Genomic DNA, 17350 nt, shown 5'->3' on the forward strand with positions numbered 1-17350 from the left:
ATCCTAGCATTGTTCCCAGTATTATTACTACTAATACTATCCATAAAGGGTGTCTTTTTCCTTTATCTTTCCGAAAGTCCTTGACTTGTTTTAGTTTTTCTATTAAGCTCAACATATATTTGAAAGGTTGGCGGTCACTCCTCATTTTACCTGATAGTGATCGCTTTTACTTTTGATATTCTGATGGGAGAATGAAACAGCCCTACCCTGCCCCCCTTGATAAGGGGGGATCTGACAACTTTTAACGCCTACCTACTTAAGTTAGGTTTTTTCCTTAGCGAGAATAAAGACGCTGCCCTCGCTGCCGCGGCCGATGCGGAGATCTTCATCGAGATAGGTGATATCGAGCCAACCTTTTTGTTCACGATTATTGAAGGAAAAATCGAGGGGAGGAAATTTTTTGCCACTTTCGATCGCTTCGATAAATTCTTGGGGAGAATGATAATTGAGAAAACGTTGCAGACCGAGGATCGAGCGCTCAAATTTGACCATAACCCGACGCTCGGAGGTGGGTTCAAAGGTAGCGGCGACGATCACTGCTCCTTCTAACCAAGGTACGCCCGTAATTTCAGCAATATTGTAGAGTTTGGCCTTGTTCAGGTCAAGATATTGATAAATTTGCCCCAATTGAAAAAAAGGTAGGCGATCTAGTCCCAGAATGTCGCGGCTGCTGGTGAATAGTAAACGCCAATTGCCCCCTAATAGTTGTTTAACTTCGAGGGGATGAGGATGGGGATTGTGGTCCTCCAATTGTTCGATCGCCGCTAAAATCCGCACGCGGTCGCTTTCCGTGGCCAGGAGTCCGCGATTTCTACCAGCGATCAATTCTAGTAATTTCGCTTTGGCATCCATAGAATCTCCCTCATTTTATAAAGTACCTCGACCCGCCAGGCACTCGATCGAGGTTTTTGGTGGCCCGAAGAGGCCCACCCGCGCCGATGATTTCATGGGTTCAACGGAGTTTTAACCTCGGTGAGCGGCATTTTTAACTGTTGGCTTCACCATTTTAACACGGATTAAATGCCTCGGTTTTAAAACTTTTTCATAACCGCAATTAAGTGATCAAAATAGGGAGTAATTGCGGTTTTTTCTGAGTCGCTAAAATAATCTAAACTGTATTGTTTTAAGGCTTCTAACCCCGAAATCATCGCCCCTAATGGTACTTGCAATTCTTGGTAAAGAAGACGCATATTTTCCAATCCCTCGGCACTGGTGTAGGGAATCTGCTGTCCGGCGACACCGTAGGTAATACAGCGTAAAAAGTTCCAGAAATCACGCCAACAAGCTTCGGCGCGGTGGGGTGGATGAAGATCGCCTCCAGGTTGAAAAATGGTGGGAAATTGGCTTAATAAAGCCTGACGAGCGTTATCGACGATGCTATTAGCATTATCCCGCAGTTTTCGAGCTTGCTGACTAGAAACCAGTAAATCAGGCTCTAAATTGACGATAGTATCTAAATCGCTATCGTCGAGATAGCGAGTTTGATCATCCGCTTGTTGCCAAATAGCGATCGCTGCTTGCTGATAGGGCCAATTGGCGAAACTGATGATTCTCGCTTTTGGGATTAATTGCTGGGCGCGCTCACTCAAAGGCATCGATCGCTCTCCGTCGGGTCAAATTAGGCGGTTAAGATCACTTTTAGCATAAATGATCGAAAAATTAGCGATAACTAGAGATTTTTTGCAATCTGCTTGGGAGGATCGCTTACAATAAACAAAAGCTAAGTCATTATATTTTGATCATCATGTCAGTTTTAATAGCGATCGGTGTACTTGCCCTATTAATTGTCGTTCACGAATTAGGTCATTTTGCCGCTGCTCGTTGGCAATCTATCCATGTTAGTCGCTTTTCCATCGGTTTTGGTCCAGCTTTAGCTAAATATCAAGGTAAAGAAACAGAATACGCCCTCCGCGCCATTCCTTTAGGGGGTTACGTTGGTTTTCCCGATGACGATCCCGATAGTCAAATTCCTAATAACGATCCTGATTTATTACGAAATCGTCCTGTTTTCGATCGAGCTATCGTCATTAGTGCCGGGGTAATTGCTAATTTAATTTTTGCCTATTTTTTGCTTGTTACCCAAGTCGCTACGGTGGGTTTTCCCCAAATTAACTATCAAGAAGGGGTAATTATTCCAGAGGTTTTCACCTCGGAAAATTCCGTCGCTAAACAAGCGGGAATACAAGCGGGTGATATTGTTCTCGCTATCAATGATCAGCCCCTTGGTGCTTCTCAGAATGCCATTATTGACTTCCGTGACATTATTCAATCTTCCCCCGATCAACCCCTAAAATTAACCATCAAACGCCCGACAGAAACTCTCGATTTAATCGTTACTCCGGAATTGGGAAGTGATGGTCAGGGTAAAATTGGGGTGAGATTGGCTCCTAACGGTGAAGAAACTCGCCTGAAAGCCGATAGTTTTGGTCAAGCTTTTAGCTTGGGTGCGGGTGAATTTCAACGATTAACCCTATTAACCGTGCAAGGTTTTGGGCAGTTAGTTAGTAACTTTAAAGACAGTGTTCAACAGGTAGCAGGACCGGTTAAAATTGTCGAATATGGAGCAGCAATCGCTCGTAATGATGCGGGTAATCTTTTTCAATTTGCCGCCCTAATTAGTATTAACTTAGCGGTGATTAATATTCTGCCTTTACCTGCTCTTGATGGTGGTCAGTTGGTATTTTTATTAATCGAGGCTTTAGTAGGTAAACCTCTCCCAACTAAACTGCAAGATAACATCATGCAAACAGGTCTAGTTTTACTCTTAGGATTAGGAGTTTTCTTAATCGTGCGCGACACGGCTAACCTAGCAGTTTTTCAGGATTTATTCCAGTGATGGCCCCTCGAAAAAAAACTCAGCTTCAACTGCGCGCCCTAGAGATTTTAAGCAACTTAAAGCAATTATATCCAGAGGCAACCTGTAGCTTAAATTATCAAACTCCCGTGCAGTTATTGGTGGCAGTTATTCTCTCGGCACAATGCACTGATGAGCGTGTAAATAAGGTAACTCCTGCTTTATTCGCCCGTTTTCCCGATGCTAAATCCTTAGCTTTTGCCGAGCGAGAGGAGTTAGAAACCCTGATTCGTTCCACGGGATTCTATCGCAATAAAGCTAAAAATATTCAGGGTGCTTGTCAAAAAATCCTCAAGGATTTTCAGGGGGAAGTACCCAAGACAATGGCGGAATTATTAACTTTACCCGGGGTAGCTAGAAAAACCGCTAATGTGGTACTTGCTCACGCTTACGCGATTATTGAGGGGGTGACAGTAGATACCCACGTTAAGCGCTTAAGTAATCGTTTGGGTTTAACTACTAATGACGATCCGGTGAAAATTGAACGGGATTTAATGGCTTTACTACCTCAACCGGATTGGGAAACTTTTTCTATTAGTATTATTTACCACGGCCGGGCGGTTTGTAAAGCAAGAAATCCCGCTTGTTTTTCCTGTCAATTAGCCCCTCTTTGTCCCGCAGCAAACAGTAAACAGTAAACTGATAACTCACACCTGATAACTGGTAACTGAATCACTGATAACTGATAACTGATAACTGATAACTGATAACTGAATCACTGGTAACTGAATCACTGATAACTGATAACTGATAACTGATCTGGGGGCTATAATGGGAAAAAATAACTCATCCATCAATCTTATGAGTCAAGGATCACGGCAAGAAATAAAAACCCAAGCAATAATCCTCGCTACTTTTGTGGCGATTTTTTGGCTGTTAGAGATTTTAGATCAATTTGTTTTTCGGGGTAGTTTAGACTATTTCGGGATTATTCCCCATCAAGTCATCGGATTGCGGGGTATTCTTTTCGCACCTTTCCTACACGGGGACTTTCCCCATCTTATTGCTAATACGGTTCCTTTTCTGATTCTCGGTTGGTTGGTGATGTTACAGGAAACCAGTGACTTTTTTATTGTGACTGGGTTAACTATGCTGGTAGGGGGGTTAGGAGTCTGGTTATTTGCTGCTCCCGGATCCATCCATATCGGGGCAAGTATCTTGATTTTTGGCTATTTAGGTTTTTTATTACTGCGGGGCTATTTCCAAAGAAATATTCCTTCTATACTCTTGTCAATTCTAGTCTTTTTACTCTACGGTGGCACAATTTGGGGCGTTTTGCCTTCCCGTCCGGGGATTTCTTGGCAAGGACATTTATTTGGCTTTCTAGGCGGGGTTTTAGCCGCCAAATTAATCGCCACCGAAAAGAAACATTATTCCTAAATGGGGGAACCTTCTATCTCGCTACATACTTCGTAAAAATCGGTGACAGGCGGTTTTGCAAATAGAGGAGCCATGGATTTCAGCAATAATTCATGGTCTTCGCTTTTATTTGCCTCCATATCATCGATTTTATCCCAGATGATTACGGCAATTCCTTCATCGGTTCCGGGTTTTTGCAACAGAAAAGCCCCCTGGAATCCCGTAGAATAGGTGGAAACGGCTTTTTCGTAGAGTTTTTGGGCTTCGGAAAAACACCCCGGTTTAAATTCACCAATAGCCACATAGGCATATTTATGTTTGAGAAAATCGAGAAATTCTGGCATGGCAATGAGGGGAAATGGAATAAATCTTTCTTTCTATTCTCATTAAAACTTAGATCGATCGCTCTCTCCGCCCCATCGACATATTTTTTTAACTAAGCTTCCCCAATTGTCTCTTTTTTTGTTAGCTTATATGTAGTCGTTATGAGTTTGTATAATTTCCATGATTAAAATCGTTGGTATTAATGGCAGTTTACGCAGCGGATCCTATAGTGCGATGGCGTTAGAAGTTGCTATCAGTCGAGTACAGGGGTTAGGAGTAGAAACGGAGATAATTGACCTGAGAAAACTCTCTTTACCCTTCTGTAACGGGGGAGATGACTATTCTGACTATCCCGATGTGGCCAAAATGCAGCAAACGGTTAAATCGGCAGCGGGATTAATTTTGGCGACACCGGAATATCATGGCAGTGTCAGTGGTGTGATGAAGAATGCCCTAGATTTAATGAGTTTTGAGGAGTTATCGGGAAAGGTTGCCGGGTTAATCAGTGTTTTAGGCGGCCAATCCAATAGTAACGCCCTCAATGATTTAAGAATCATTCTCCGTTGGGTTCATGCTTGGGTAATTCCCGAACAAATTAGCTTAGGACAAGCGTGGAAAGTCTTCAACGAAGAAGGAAAAATCCTTGACGAGAAGCTTTCCCAACGTTTTGACGCTTTTGCTGAAAGTTTAGTCGATAATACGCGTAAACTCAAAGGGATCTAGTAATATCGATGGTGATTTTACCGGTGAAATGGGGAATTGGGGCGGCGGGTTTCGATAATTGTACTCTTACCTGTCGCACTCGATCGAGTTGTAGAATATCCTCAGCGATGACTGTGGCCAATTTTTCCACTAGGGCAAATTTGCCGGTTTCAATCTGGTGTTTGACAATTTCGATCGCCTGTCGATAATCTAGGGTATCTTCAATTGCGTCACTTTTGCCAGCAATGCTGATATCAACTTCGAGGGATAAATTCACCTCAAACCATTGACCTAAAACCTGTTCTTCAGCCAGATATCCTGTGTAACCGTAGGCACGAATTCCTGTAACGTGAATAGTATCCATAGATAGTTAAATTAAAAAACTGGTAGCGTTGGTCACAAATTGACGAGAAACTCTATAAGTAAAAAGCAATCTCGGAGTCTCGGAGTCTCCTCAAGCATTTTTACATTTTTGCAAAGGAATGTTAAGTTTTAGGGTATTGAATGAGTAACCTTGATAGCCATGGCTCCTAAAATAGCAGGGATTATCTGTACCCACAACCGCGATCACTACCTAGAAGGAGCGATCGATAGTCTTTTGGCGCAAACCTGCCCAGATTGTGAGATTTTAGTGGTTGATAACGCATCTACCGATAAAACCCGTCAAGTGGCCGAGTCGCGTCTGGGAGATGGGCGGCTAAAATATGTTTACGAACCTATTTTAGGGCTATCTACCGCCAGAAATCGCGGAGCGAAGGAAACTAGAGCGCCGATTTTAGCTTATTTGGATGACGATGCGATCGCTAGTCCTCAATGGTTGCAAATTCTGTTAAATGCCTACGAAAATAATGAAAAACTGGCAGTAGCAGGAGGAAAAGTCACCTTAATTTGGCCGCAAGGCTACAGTCAACCCAATTGGTTATCCGATCAGTTAGCAGGGAGTTTAGGGGCTTTCGATTTGGGCGACAATGTGGTATATATCAGCCAAGCGAATTTAACTCCGCGAGGGGTTAATTACTCAATTCGGCGAGATTTCTTGGGGAAGATTGGCGGTTTTGACCCTAATTTGGGAAGAATTGGCAAAAAACTTCTCTCTAACGAAGAATTATACACTACAGAACTGGCACTGGCCCAGGGATGGCAAGTGGGCTATTTTCCCGCAGCATTGGTGGAACACAATGTGGCCCCAGAAAGAATCAATCGTCAATGGTTTATGAGTCGCAGTTGGTGGCAAGGCATCAGCGAACACTACCGGGAAGAAGTGGCAGGAAGGACGGGATTGGCTCAATTTGGGCGAGGAGGTGAGCGTTTGGTGAGAGGATTGGTTAAATCTGTCAAATTTATCAATGATCCTGCTAAAAGCTTTGATAATCTGCTCTATGCCTATGGACAAATCGGTTATTTAAGCGAAGCCACCAAGGCCATGTTAACCCCTCAAAAGTAAATTATTGTAAATAAATGGGTAAAAAAGCCTTAATTTGTGGTATATCAGGGCAGGATGGAGCCTACCTAGCCGAATTACTGTTAAAAGCAGGCTATACGGTTTCTGGCACCTCCCGGGATGCTCAGATGTCCTCTTTTAGTAACCTGAAACGTTTGGGAATCAAGGAACAGGTAAAACTAGAATCAATGTCACTGAATGACTTTCGCGGTGTCCTACAGGTGTTAATTAAAATTCAGCCGGATGAGGTCTATAATTTGGCTGGACAAAGTTCTGTGGGTTTATCTTTTGAGCAGCCGGTGGAAACCTTAGAAAGTATTGCCACCGGAACCTTAAATCTTTTAGAAGCAATTCGATTTACCGGAGCAAAAATTAAATTATATAATGCCGGATCGAGTGAATGTTTCGGGAATATCGGCGATAATTCTGCCGATGAAAATACCCCTTTTCGTCCTCGCAGTCCCTACGCTGTGGCCAAATCGGCGGCTTTTTGGGAAGTGGCTAATTATCGAGAAGCTTACGGAATTTTTGCCTGTTCAGGCATACTTTTTAATCATGAATCTCCCCTGCGTCCCGAGCGCTTTGTCACCCAAAAAATTATCGCTGCTGTGGCTAGAATTGCTTGGGGAAGTACCGAGACTTTACACTTAGGAAATATGGATATTCAAAGGGATTGGGGTTGGGCGCCAGAGTACGTTGAAGCGATGTATTTAATGCTGCAACAGGAGCAACCCGATGATTACGTCATTGCCACAGGAGAAAGTTCAAAACTGGAGGATTTTGTCGCCACAGCTTTTGCTACTGTTGGTTTAAATTGGCAAGATCATGTAATTTCCGATCAAAGTTTATTAAGACCAACAGATTTAGCCATTAGTCGCGGTAATCCCCTCAAAGCTAAGGAAAAATTAGGTTGGCAAGCAAGATACAAAATGACCGATATTGTCCGCATGATGGTGGAAAATCGTTTAAGGAAATAGCTATGAATATCTTAATGATTAGTTCCACCTTTCCCTATCCACCAAGCAAAGGAGGAACTCAGGGCAGAACTTTTAATTTACTCAAGTATCTCAGCAAAAATCATGATATTACTGTCATCGTTCAGCCTAATGCTGATGTTATACTAAATCCGTTGAGCATAGGCTACTTATGAGGAGAGGCAAGAGGCAGAAGGCAAGAGGCAAAAGGGGGAATAAATAATCAGTTTTTAATAACCGAATTTAGTATAAGCGATGAGGAGGTAGAAAAGTTAGGTAAATTTGTTAGTGAATTGGTAATTTTTACCCGTCCTGGAGATGCCAAAACTGGAATAATTGCTAAACTGCAAAGATTAGCTCAATTCCTGCAACAAGAGATGCAAAACTAGATAGATAGGGCAGTTAATAGTCAAAAATTCTCAGTAATTACCAGTGAACATAGTGTTAATAAAATTTATATTCGTCCCCAATGTAAACAGCAAATTAGGACAGTAATTTATCTGCATAGTTACCTATATCAAACCTGCAAAAGTCAATTAGAAATCGGGGTTTCTAGTCAGGAATTCCGGTATCGTCCCTACCTTCCTCTTCTGCGTCGCTAAGAACGAATTACTGTAAATTATGGAATTTTGCCATCGATGGTATTACTTCTTTTAGTTTTTTACCTCTGAAAGTCTGGACTTATGTAGGATTTATCATTACACTTGTTAGTCTTGTTCATGCTAGTTTTTTAATTCCCAGGACTATTATTTTAGAAATCGATGTACCCAGATACGCTTCTCTGATGGTTGCTGTCTTATTTTTAGGAGGAATTCAATTACTTACTCTTGGTATTATTGGCGAATATATTGGCAGGGTTTATGAGGAAGTAAAGGGTAGGCCACTTTATCTGGTTCGAGATTGTTATGGTTTTGAAAATAGGGAACAAATTAGTGATAAAATAACTTAAAATTAAGATACTGACAAGAGGAGAATTAAATCTATGAATACCGAAGTTTTTCAGCAATTTTTTGCCTATTGTGTCGGTAGTTGGCAAACTGAAAGAACCTATCATTATCTAGCTGCTCAAGAAGTGGAACGTTCCCGCACTGAATTTCTCATTCAACCCCTCACCAGGGAGATTAAACAGAAAGTTCTGACAGATAATCACTATGCTGATATTGCTGATTTAGAAACTATCCCCGGGTTTAATTTAGGTTTCTATACCATCTCGGAAAAAGGGGAAGAAGTACGACAAAATCTTAATCTTTTATTTGTGGTTAAAGCAGAAAATAATGGTTATTTAGAAGGGGATTATCTTCGTGATCGCGCCTACGAAGAAGCAAGACCAATTATCTCCGCTTTTCGCTTTGATTCCACCACCAGAGAGTTATTAATGACCACCAATTATACTCGCAGTGTTTCCGTGGATTCAATTACTTTAATCAATCCAGACCTGCGAATTCGCAAAATTATTAACTATCAACGTCCCCAGGAGGGGGAACCCTTGGAAAAAGTTCTCTTGGTCGGTTTTGGAGTTGAGTGTAAAGTCAGTTAAAAAAATATTTCTTCTCCCCCCCCTTGATTCTCCAGTCAAGGGGAGATTTTATCATGGAGAAACGATAGGATTAAGGAGCAAAAATAATGCTCAAAATCGGTCAACTTTCCCTAGAAAGTGGTGTTTCGGTTAAAACAATCCGTTATTACGAGGAATTAGGACTAATTCAGTCCCCTGAGAGGACAGAGGGACAATTTCGCCTATTTACTCCCGATACTGTCCATCGCTTGCTATTTGTCAAGAGATTGCAATCCTTGGGTTTAAGTCTGCAAGAGATCCGCGAATGTTTAGTAATTCATGACCAGGGCGAGTTACCCTGTGGAGATATTCAGGAAAAATTAATTAAACATATTGCTGAGATCGATAAACAAGTGGAACAATTGCTTTTATTGCGTCAACAATTAACCGAAACCCTGCAAGGATGGACGGATACACCAGCAAAAGACGATCAATTTATTTGCCCTAATCTCAAGGTTTAACTATCATGAAAAAGTTAATTTTATTGGTAACTGTAGCACTGATTTCTACTCCTGTCATTGCTCAACATTTACATCTTGATTCACCTCAAACTCAGAATTTACAAGCAATTTCTGACAATATACCAGCTTGGATGTATAACAAGCAACGTAATCATATTTATCCCCAAAGAGGGGTTTATAATAATGCAATTTATAATGTCAGAGATTTAGCTTTAGACTTAAATGCGATCGCTGTTGGTCATGCCTTTGCTTACGAAGATATCGTAACGGGAAAAGCGAAAGATTTAGAAACTAAGACATACCAAAAAATTAATTGGGTTTTAAAAAATCCGCCTAAATTTATGCCCGACGAGGGTAATATTTCCCCAACTTTTGGCAGAAAATACGGTGTTTTAGAACAGGTTTTCGAGTGGGCGCATATTTTCCATGCTCAAACCGTTGATGTTTTAGCCAGCAGCAAATTAACCAACGAGGAAAAAGAAGCAGAAATTGAAAAATTATATCAATTTTACTTGACAAAAGTTCCCTATGCTATTACTGGATTACCGATGAATATGGGTTATCTGGATTCCCAACCCTATTCTAAAGCTTTTCGCCAGAAATATCCGAAAGTTAATGGCTTATTTTGGGGCTACCATTGGCTACAAGGAACCATGTATGACTTGCTTTATGAGAAAACTTTAGAGGAACAAAAACAGGCTTATAAACAGGTGGGTAAACAATACCATAGTCAGGAATTGTATCGCACTGATCGAGCTTTTATGCCCATGTTTGCCGAACTTAGTCCCAAGTTTGCCCGACGTTTTCCCGCAATATCTAACACCTTCGATAACCTGCATATGTTACACGATATGGTTAATGATATTCTGGCATCAGATTGGCTAACTCCCCAACAAAAAGACGAACAAATTACCCGCGCTATTTGGTTAGTAATGGCTGCTAATCATCGGGAAATGGAAGCAGGAAAAAATTATGGTGGTGAAGGACTACATGATCATCGTTTTGAGTCAGGAATTCCGGGTATGGGATTAATGCCAGCAGATATTTCTCACGAAGGTCATAATCACGAAAATCCTGATAATTCTGAGAAAAAACCTGATGATTCTCAAGTAGATGAGGGAGGAGATCACCAACACCATAACCACGAAAATCACTCCCCAGAAAACCCTCCTAATACGGAGAAAAAACCTGACCACAGCAATGCTCAAGAGGAACCGACAAAATGAGAAGATTTTTATTGATTGCCGTGGGTTTAGTTGCCAGTTTTACTAATCCAGTTTTTGCCAACGATCATAATAATCTGGATTCTGGTCGTCCCCTTTCTTTTGATGATGCTGAAAGTATGGGTTTTGGGGAACAATCGATAGAATTTGGTACTGGGTTAGTCTTTCCTGAAAACAGCAATGTCGGTGGTGAATTTGATCTTGAATACCTCAATGGTATTATTCGTAATGGTCATATTATTATCGGTATTGATCCACAAGTGGGAGGACGAGTTAATAGTGATGACACGGATTTTGATGTGGGGAATTTATCCGTAGGTTTTTTCTATAATTTCAATCGCGAATACGATAATGTTCCTGCTTTTGCTATTCGTACCGATGTGGGATTACCGACGGGAAATAATGCTAGTGGATTAGATTTTCGTCTGCGGGGAATTGCCAGTAAAACTCTCGGTCAATTCGATCGCTTGCATCTTAATCTCGATTTAAACATAAAAACTGACCCCGATAATGGCGATCGATCTTTTTTACCCGCTGCAATTCTCGGTTATTCGCGACCGATTGGTTATCCGAAACGCTTCGATCAAACTTTTCTAGCAGAATTGGGCGTAATTACCAGCGATAATAGTAATGGTGGAGTTTTAATTCGCACTGGAATGGGAATTCGTCAGCAAATTAATCGTCAAGGTGTGATCGATTTCGGTATCGAGGGAGATATTGCCACTAATAGCCATGATCAAAGTCAATTAAAACTAAAAATTGGTTATTCTTTCAGATTTTAGCCTAGCAAACTGAAGATTAATCTTCAGGTTAGAAAATCTGATTATTTATTCCCGCTTTTGCCTCTTCTCATAAGTAGCCTATACTCAACGGATTTAGTATAAAAAAGGAATAGAGCCTTAAACTCTACTCCTCAATCAAAAATTGCAGTTAATTTCTAACCCTATACTATCACAGAAGTCAAAGCTTCTTTGAGGATAGCGGCTTTATCGGTCTTTTCCCAGGGTAAATCGAGATCATTGCGACCAAAATGACCATAAGCGGCCACATCTTGGTAAAAACGCTCGCCTCTTTCACTGGGTAAACCGCGCAGGTTAAAGGTTTGGATAATACCGGCCGGACGGAGTTCAAAGTATTTATTGATTAAGTCCAGAATCACATCATCAGCGACTTTGCCAGTGCCAAAGGTTTCCACGAAGAGACTCACCGGACGAGCTACCCCAATCGCATAACCCACTTGAATCTCGCACTTATCGGCCAAACCAGCAGCGACGATATTTTTGGCCACATAACGGCAAGCATAGGCCGCAGAGCGATCGACTTTGGTAGGATCCTTACCGGAGAAAGCACCGCCACCGTGACGAGAATAGCCACCGTAGGTATCGACGATAATTTTCCGTCCCGTTAATCCCGCGTCGCCTTGGGGTCCACCAATGACGAATTTTCCGGTGGGATTAACCAGATAACGGGTGTTGGCATCGGGTTTAATCTCTAAATCGCTGAAAACTGGCTCTACTACCGCTTTCCAGAGATCACTTTTAATCTTTTGTTGGACGAGATCATTATCAGTGATATCGCCGATAGTAGCATCGTGTTGGGTAGAAACAAGGATAGTATCGATACCCACGGGACGACCATTTTCATAAATGACCGATACTTGCGTTTTACCGTCGGGACGCAGATAGGACAGTTCACCGGTTTTTCTGACTGCCGCTAGACGGCGAGCGATGCGGTGGGCTAAACTAATCGGTAAGGGCATAAATTCGGGGGTTTCATTGCAAGCGAAACCGAAGACAATACCCTGGTCTCCCGCACCAATTTTATCGAGTTCATCATTGCTGAGAAGTTCGCGATTTTCCTGAGCAGCCGTGACACCCTGGGAAATATCGGGAGATTGTTCGTCTAAAGCGACTAAAACGGTGCAACTATTCGAGGAAAATCCGTTATCTGCGTTGATATAGCCGATTTCAGCGATTTTACTGCGAACTAAATCGACGAAATGAACCTGTGCTTTCGAGGTGATTTCACCAGTAATCAAGACTAACCCTGTATTGACAACCACTTCAGCCGCTACACGGCTGTGGTCATCTTGGGATAACAGAGCATCGAGAATGGTATCAGAAATCTGGTCACAAATTTTATCGGGATGTCCCTCTGTAACCGATTCGGAGGTGAACAAATAACGTTTAGACAAGTGATGTCCCTCACATGGTAGTACATTTGAACGCAAAAAGATTCCAAGAAATCTTTGATAATACAGTGTAACAGGGAATTTGTAGAGATCAAGTATTTTCAATAAGAAACCGCCCGAACATTGTCCGGACGGAGTGTGGTGTGAGGAGTGAACGGAAACTTTCGTCTCCGCTAATTCCATTGTAGAGGACAACTTAGAATCTTGAACGACTTGAAACAAACTGGCCCAAAAAATTTTTATCTCTCGAAGCGGTTGACTAATGAGCGATACCTGTCTCGATGATGTAGCCTGAGTAATAGAGGTCGCAGAGCTATATGCCAAGATTATGACAGTCACAGCCGATTATTTAGAACAACTCAATCCTTCTCAGCGCATTGCTGTGGAGCATTTTTGCGGCCCCTTGTTGGTGGTTGCTGGAGCAGGATCGGGAAAAACTAGCGCTTTAACCTATCGTATCGCCCATTTGATCCGTCATCACGGGGTCGATCCGGAAAATATTCTCGCGGTCACTTTTACCAATAAGGCGGCCCGGGAAATGAAAACGAGAATTGAAAAAACTTTTGCTCAACAAAAAGCACAGGAAAAATACGGTCAAAGATTAGAACTTTTGGAAGAATACGAACAGAAAAAACTCTTTTCTCAAGTTTATCGGAATTATACTAAAAAACTCTGGATCGGGACTTTTCACAGTCTTTGCGGTCGAATTTTGCGCTATGACATTAATAAATATCAGGATGAATATGGTCATAGTTGGCAAAGGAATTTCTCAATTATGGACGAATCTGATGCCCAAAGTTTGGTAAAAAATATCGTCACTAAACAAATGAATTTAGACGATAAAAAATTTGACGCTCGCAATCTACGTTATGCGATTAGTAATGCCAAAAATTTAGGTTTAACACCCACAGATTACGCCAGAGAAAACCCTCATTTTCGGGGAAAGGTCATTTCTGAAGTTTATCAGGCTTATCAGATGCAATTGGCACAAAATAACGCCCTAGATTTTGATGATTTGATACTGGTTCCAGTCCGTCTTTTTCAGCAAAATGAATCTATTCTCGGTTATTGGCACACGCAATTTAAGCATATTTTAGTCGATGAATACCAGGATACTAACCGGATTCAGTACGAGTTAATTAGGCTTTTGTCCACCAATGGTGAAAGGAAAAAAAGTGAGTGGAATTGGACGGATCGATCGATTTTTGTGGTGGGTGATGCCGACCAATCTATCTATAGTTTTCGGATGGCGGATTTTACTATTCTGCTCAATTTTCAAGCGGACTTTGGCGATGGTTTACCCGATGATGATACTCGCACGATGGTGAAATTACAGGAAAACTATCGTTCACGGGAGAATATTCTACAAGCGGCTAATAAATTAATTGAAAAGAATAGTCAAAGAATCGATAAAGTCCTTGTTCCCACTAGAGAAGGGGGCGAGATTATCTATGTTTTTAAAGCCAGGGATGAACAGGAAGAAGCGGCTTTTGTTATCGATAAAATTCGAGAATTTACCCAAGAAAATCCCGAATTAAATTGGGGTAGTTTTGCCATTCTCTACCGAATTAACGCCCAATCTCGTCCCTTTGAAGATGGGTTAATTCGCAATAATATCCCCTATAATATTGTCGGGGGATTTAAATTTTATGATCGACAGGAGATTAAAGATGCGATCGCTTATTTACGAGTGATTGCCAATCCTGCTGATACCGTTAGTTTACTGAGAATTATTAACACTCCCCGACGCGGTATCGGTAAAACCACAATCGATAATTTGCTCAAAGCTGCCCAAGAATTAGGAGTACCTTTATGGGAAATTATCAGCGATGAAACTTCCGTTAATACTCTCGCCGGTCGTGGGACTAAAAGCATCAATAAATTAGCTAAAATTATCCAAAACCTGCAAGAAAAAATCACCGATTTATCTGCTAGTGAAATCCTAGATAAAATCATGGAAGATTCGGGATATATTGATGAATTAAAACAGCAGGGAACCGAGGAAGCTGATACCCGGATCGAGAATATTCAAGAATTGTATAGCGCTGTGGTACAATTCCAAGAGGAAAACGAAGAAACCAATCTCCAGGAATTTCTCGCTAGTGCTAGTTTAGCCTCGGATTTAGATAATCTTCAGGAAGGTCAAGAAAAAGTCTCGTTAATGACCCTTCATTCGGCCAAAGGTTTAGAGTTTCCTGTCGTCTTTTTAGTCGGTTTAGAACAGGGCATTTTTCCCCATAATCGTAGTTTAAACGATCCCATTGCCCTTGAGGAAGAACGCCGTTTGTGTTATGTGGGGGTGACTCGGGCCAAGGAACAATTATTTTTAACCTACGCAAAAGAAAGATATGTCTGGGGGAATAAAGAGATGAAGGTAGCTTCCCAATTTTTGCAGGAATTGCCCCCAGAATTGCTCACAAGCAACCTGAAACCGAAAAAGACCCCAAAAGTGGTTCCTATGGAAAAAACTGTCTCTGATCAAAGAAAATGGCAGGTAGGCGATCGAGTGTTACACTCTACTTTTGGAGAAGGAGAAGTGACCCATATCCTCGGTACGGGCAAAAAAATGAGTCTAGCGGTCAAATTTTCGGGTTTAGGTCAGAAAATCATCGATCCTCGCACCGCACCCATGCAACTTATCCAGGAATAGGTAATCATCTGTAGGGTGGGTTAGGCGAAAAATAAGTTATAATCTCACTAAAAATTGAGTATTCGCCGTAACCCACCGGCTTTTTACTACCTATTTCCTCACTGATAACTGATTACTGTTCACTGATAACTGACATCCCCCTAATTCCTCAACTCCGATCGCTACCTGCTGTTAAAATAGAGAATTGCGGTCAGACTGACGATAAAATTGAGAAGCTAAATCCTTGATTCTTAATAGTTGTTGAGAAACTTTCCGCCTACTATCGCAATTATCCGATAATATGGGCAACAGCGAGTTAGTCTATTCAGTCTGTTAAAATTGACCCCCGTTGGTCGTATTCGCGCACTGTCTAACCTTTATGATGAGGATCAGTTAATATGGAATCAATGCAACCCACCGAAACACAAAATCCGATTAGAACAGATTTACCCGGGTCTCTGAGCAAACCCAGCAGCAGCACCGAACAGATTTGGTCTGAATATGTAGAACCAGTGTGGGATTCGGTAATGTCCTATCTGGCTAATGTCCCCGATTATATCGGTAGTTTCTTCTCTGGATACAAAAAACCTTTAATCGTTCTGGGGGCAATTTTAGCGAGTTTTGTCACCGTGAAAGTTACCCTAGCGGTTTTAGATGCGATCGATGATATTCCCCTCCTTGCTCCTATCCTACAATTAGTTGGGATCGTTTACACTGGTTGGTTTGTCTGGCGCTATCTGCTCAAAGATGAAAATCGTCGCGAGTTATTAGCCGAAATTGATGCACTAAAAGCGCAGGTTTTTGGCAGTCACAATAACACTTTATAGAATCAAGCATAGATAACCAAGGAGTTGAGCGGAAACACTCAACTCTTTTGTTTTTGCACAAGAGCTTATACTATAGCGTTTTTCAGTCTAGTGAGGTACAAAAGTTATGGGTTTTAGGCAAAAGGCAAGAGGCAAAAAGCAATAGGGAGAATAAATAATCAGTTTTTAATAGCCCGATTTAGTATTAGCCACTTTCTCAGGAAATTCAGTTACTTTTGCTTTGATCTATTGATTATTAGTCGAAATATCCACCAACGCTGGGGGCAGTGGGTTTTTCTTTGTTATAAGAGAGAGGAAACGGCAACGATTATCAGCCTACAATATTACTAGGCGATCGAATATTCCCCGAAATTCAGATGAGTCAAGCCCCCGTCACCGATTCCCTAGAAATTATCCTGACAAATATCACGGAAAAATTAGACTCTTTACAGAAAGATGTCACCGATCTAAAAGTAGATATGGCCGAGGTGAAAACCGAACTCAAAAGTATTGATAGGCGATTGGAAAAAGTAGAGGGAACACAGGACGCTTTAATTAAGGATGTATCCGACCTTAAGGGAGCAAAATCGTTGATTATTCCCGTGGTAGTGGCAGTATTAACCAGTATTCTGACTCTGCTGGTGCGATCGATCCCAAATCCTTAAAAGTTTCCCCGTTTGTATAGTAAATTTGTAGCGACTGTCTTGATTGTCAAGGGGTAACTCAAAAAACAATCAAGGAGTTGCTGTCGAACCTAAAATCTCAAGCCAGAAAAAAAGCGCAGCAAAAACTAAGTCGCTCAGGTTAAACCAAAGCAAGCGCAACCCTTGA

At 41.6% G+C, this 17350-nt stretch carries 18 protein-coding genes and 3 pseudogenes; 15 read left to right on the forward strand and 6 right to left on the reverse strand.

Annotated elements, in window-relative coordinates; all coding sequences use genetic code 11:
* The 3 genes and pseudogenes from PN470_RS08370 to PN470_RS08380 form a co-directional block, all read right to left on the reverse strand.
* Positions 1–115, reverse strand: a pseudogene (locus PN470_RS08370) (ISAs1 family transposase); the annotation flags it as partial.
* Positions 116–261: 146 nt separating this feature from the next.
* On the reverse strand, positions 262–852 hold the full coding sequence (locus PN470_RS08375; protein WP_002736482.1) for a PAP/fibrillin family protein: 591 nt from the start codon (positions 850–852) through the stop codon (positions 262–264).
* Between the two features lie 179 nt (positions 853–1031).
* Positions 1032–1595 (reverse strand): phycobilisome protein, encoded by a 564-nt coding sequence (locus PN470_RS08380; RefSeq protein ID WP_272104282.1) that lies wholly within the window; start codon positions 1593–1595, stop codon positions 1032–1034.
* Between the two features lie 149 nt (positions 1596–1744).
* Between PN470_RS08380 and rseP the strand changes: the two genes are divergently transcribed.
* The 3 genes from rseP to PN470_RS08395 all read left to right on the forward strand — a co-directional run bounded on the left by rseP (position 1745) and on the right by PN470_RS08395 (position 4234).
* On the forward strand, positions 1745–2836 hold the full coding sequence (gene rseP / locus PN470_RS08385; RefSeq protein WP_002736295.1) for an RIP metalloprotease RseP: 1092 nt from the start codon (positions 1745–1747) through the stop codon (positions 2834–2836).
* Entirely contained in the window at positions 2836–3492 is a 657-nt protein-coding gene (gene nth, locus PN470_RS08390) for an endonuclease III (RefSeq protein WP_103111124.1), read from the forward strand. The genes rseP and nth overlap by 1 nt, the downstream gene beginning before the upstream one ends.
* A gap of 133 nt (positions 3493–3625) precedes the next feature.
* Positions 3626–4234 carry a rhomboid family intramembrane serine protease gene (locus PN470_RS08395; protein ID WP_104396021.1) on the forward strand — a complete coding sequence of 203 codons (609 nt, stop codon included), beginning with the start codon at positions 3626–3628 and terminating at the stop codon, positions 4232–4234.
* On the opposite strand, the gene PN470_RS08400 is transcribed toward PN470_RS08395, so the two are convergent.
* The gene (locus PN470_RS08400) at positions 4231–4557 is read right to left on the reverse strand and encodes a hypothetical protein (protein ID WP_002735315.1); all 327 of its coding nucleotides are present in this window, start codon (positions 4555–4557) and stop codon (positions 4231–4233) included. The genes PN470_RS08395 and PN470_RS08400 overlap by 4 nt on opposite strands.
* 160 nt (positions 4558–4717) lie before the next feature.
* Between PN470_RS08400 and PN470_RS08405 the strand changes: the two genes are divergently transcribed.
* The gene (locus PN470_RS08405; RefSeq protein ID WP_002792588.1) at positions 4718–5260 is read left to right on the forward strand and encodes an NADPH-dependent FMN reductase; all 543 of its coding nucleotides are present in this window, start codon (positions 4718–4720) and stop codon (positions 5258–5260) included.
* Here the strand turns inward: PN470_RS08405 and folB are convergent.
* Complete coding sequence (gene folB, locus PN470_RS08410; RefSeq protein ID WP_024969376.1) at positions 5247–5603, reverse strand: dihydroneopterin aldolase; 357 nt, start codon at positions 5601–5603, stop codon at positions 5247–5249. The two genes, PN470_RS08405 and folB, sit on opposite strands and share 14 nt — an antisense overlap.
* Before the next feature lie 159 nt (positions 5604–5762).
* Between folB and PN470_RS08415 the strand changes: the two genes are divergently transcribed.
* From PN470_RS08415 to PN470_RS08445, 8 genes and pseudogenes are all read left to right on the forward strand, one after another.
* Positions 5763–6683: a glycosyltransferase family 2 protein gene (locus tag PN470_RS08415; RefSeq protein ID WP_103111125.1), complete on the forward strand. Its 921-nt coding sequence runs from the start codon at positions 5763–5765 to the stop codon at positions 6681–6683.
* Positions 6684–6697: 14 nt separating this feature from the next.
* Entirely contained in the window at positions 6698–7657 is a 960-nt protein-coding gene (locus PN470_RS08420; RefSeq protein WP_271937878.1) for a GDP-mannose 4,6-dehydratase, read from the forward strand.
* A 2-nt stretch (positions 7658–7659) separates the two neighbouring features.
* A pseudogene (locus PN470_RS22345) lies at positions 7660–7797 on the forward strand (glycosyltransferase); the annotation flags it as partial.
* A gap of 464 nt (positions 7798–8261) precedes the next feature.
* Positions 8262–8603 (forward strand): annotated as a pseudogene (locus tag PN470_RS08425) (glycosyltransferase family 2 protein); the annotation flags it as partial.
* A gap of 33 nt (positions 8604–8636) precedes the next feature.
* Complete coding sequence (locus PN470_RS08430) at positions 8637–9191, forward strand: phycobiliprotein lyase (protein WP_002755752.1); 555 nt, start codon at positions 8637–8639, stop codon at positions 9189–9191.
* A gap of 86 nt (positions 9192–9277) precedes the next feature.
* The gene (locus PN470_RS08435) at positions 9278–9670 is read left to right on the forward strand and encodes a heavy metal-responsive transcriptional regulator (protein ID WP_002737834.1); all 393 of its coding nucleotides are present in this window, start codon (positions 9278–9280) and stop codon (positions 9668–9670) included.
* 5 nt (positions 9671–9675) lie between these two features.
* Positions 9676–10896 carry a hypothetical protein gene (locus tag PN470_RS08440; protein WP_004160032.1) on the forward strand — a complete coding sequence of 407 codons (1221 nt, stop codon included), beginning with the start codon at positions 9676–9678 and terminating at the stop codon, positions 10894–10896.
* The gene (locus PN470_RS08445; protein ID WP_002738026.1) at positions 10893–11675 is read left to right on the forward strand and encodes a hypothetical protein; all 783 of its coding nucleotides are present in this window, start codon (positions 10893–10895) and stop codon (positions 11673–11675) included. Before PN470_RS08440 ends, PN470_RS08445 begins: the two co-directional genes overlap by 4 nt.
* Before the next feature lie 161 nt (positions 11676–11836).
* Here PN470_RS08445 and metK read toward each other — a convergent pair whose 3' ends face one another.
* On the reverse strand, positions 11837–13087 hold the full coding sequence (metK, locus tag PN470_RS08450) for a methionine adenosyltransferase (RefSeq protein WP_103111130.1): 1251 nt from the start codon (positions 13085–13087) through the stop codon (positions 11837–11839).
* A 325-nt stretch (positions 13088–13412) separates the two neighbouring features.
* On the opposite strand from metK, the gene pcrA reads away from it, so the two are divergent.
* The 3 genes from pcrA (at position 13413) to PN470_RS08465 (ending at position 17184) form a co-directional block, all read left to right on the forward strand.
* Positions 13413–15734: a DNA helicase PcrA gene (gene pcrA / locus PN470_RS08455; protein WP_103111131.1), complete on the forward strand. Its 2322-nt coding sequence runs from the start codon at positions 13413–13415 to the stop codon at positions 15732–15734.
* Positions 15735–16111: 377 nt separating this feature from the next.
* The gene (locus PN470_RS08460; protein WP_002744522.1) at positions 16112–16540 is read left to right on the forward strand and encodes a CAAD domain-containing protein; all 429 of its coding nucleotides are present in this window, start codon (positions 16112–16114) and stop codon (positions 16538–16540) included.
* A 356-nt stretch (positions 16541–16896) separates the two neighbouring features.
* On the forward strand, positions 16897–17184 hold the full coding sequence (locus PN470_RS08465; RefSeq protein WP_016515345.1) for a hypothetical protein: 288 nt from the start codon (positions 16897–16899) through the stop codon (positions 17182–17184).
* Positions 17185–17350 lie beyond the last annotated feature (166 nt).

This window comes from Microcystis sp. CS-574 (assembly GCF_028329095.1).
Taxonomy (GTDB): Bacteria; Cyanobacteriota; Cyanobacteriia; order Cyanobacteriales; family Microcystaceae; genus Microcystis; species Microcystis ichthyoblabe_A.

Bases quoted from the DNA above. Each gene is read 5' to 3' on its own strand.
- PN470_RS08400 (WP_002735315.1), bottom strand. From the start codon at position 4,557: ATGCCAGAATTTCTCGATTTTCTCAAACATAAATATGCCTATGTGGCT.
- PN470_RS08380 (WP_272104282.1), bottom strand. From the start codon at position 1,595: ATGCCTTTGAGTGAGCGCGCCCAGCAATTAATCCCAAAAGCGAGAATC.
- PN470_RS08405 (WP_002792588.1), top strand. From the start codon at position 4,718: ATGATTAAAATCGTTGGTATTAATGGCAGTTTACGCAGCGGATCCTAT.
- PN470_RS08460 (WP_002744522.1), top strand. From the start codon at position 16,112: ATGGAATCAATGCAACCCACCGAAACACAAAATCCGATTAGAACAGAT.
- PN470_RS08420 (WP_271937878.1), top strand. From the start codon at position 6,698: ATGGGTAAAAAAGCCTTAATTTGTGGTATATCAGGGCAGGATGGAGCC.
- folB (WP_024969376.1), bottom strand. From the start codon at position 5,603: ATGGATACTATTCACGTTACAGGAATTCGTGCCTACGGTTACACAGGA.
- PN470_RS08375 (WP_002736482.1), bottom strand. From the start codon at position 852: ATGGATGCCAAAGCGAAATTACTAGAATTGATCGCTGGTAGAAATCGC.
- nth (WP_103111124.1), top strand. From the start codon at position 2,836: ATGGCCCCTCGAAAAAAAACTCAGCTTCAACTGCGCGCCCTAGAGATT.
- PN470_RS08445 (WP_002738026.1), top strand. From the start codon at position 10,893: ATGAGAAGATTTTTATTGATTGCCGTGGGTTTAGTTGCCAGTTTTACT.
- PN470_RS08430 (WP_002755752.1), top strand. From the start codon at position 8,637: ATGAATACCGAAGTTTTTCAGCAATTTTTTGCCTATTGTGTCGGTAGT.
- PN470_RS08395 (WP_104396021.1), top strand. From the start codon at position 3,626: ATGGGAAAAAATAACTCATCCATCAATCTTATGAGTCAAGGATCACGG.
- rseP (WP_002736295.1), top strand. From the start codon at position 1,745: ATGTCAGTTTTAATAGCGATCGGTGTACTTGCCCTATTAATTGTCGTT.
- PN470_RS08465 (WP_016515345.1), top strand. From the start codon at position 16,897: ATGAGTCAAGCCCCCGTCACCGATTCCCTAGAAATTATCCTGACAAAT.
- PN470_RS08415 (WP_103111125.1), top strand. From the start codon at position 5,763: ATGGCTCCTAAAATAGCAGGGATTATCTGTACCCACAACCGCGATCAC.
- PN470_RS08435 (WP_002737834.1), top strand. From the start codon at position 9,278: ATGCTCAAAATCGGTCAACTTTCCCTAGAAAGTGGTGTTTCGGTTAAA.
- PN470_RS08440 (WP_004160032.1), top strand. From the start codon at position 9,676: ATGAAAAAGTTAATTTTATTGGTAACTGTAGCACTGATTTCTACTCCT.
- pcrA (WP_103111131.1), top strand. From the start codon at position 13,413: ATGACAGTCACAGCCGATTATTTAGAACAACTCAATCCTTCTCAGCGC.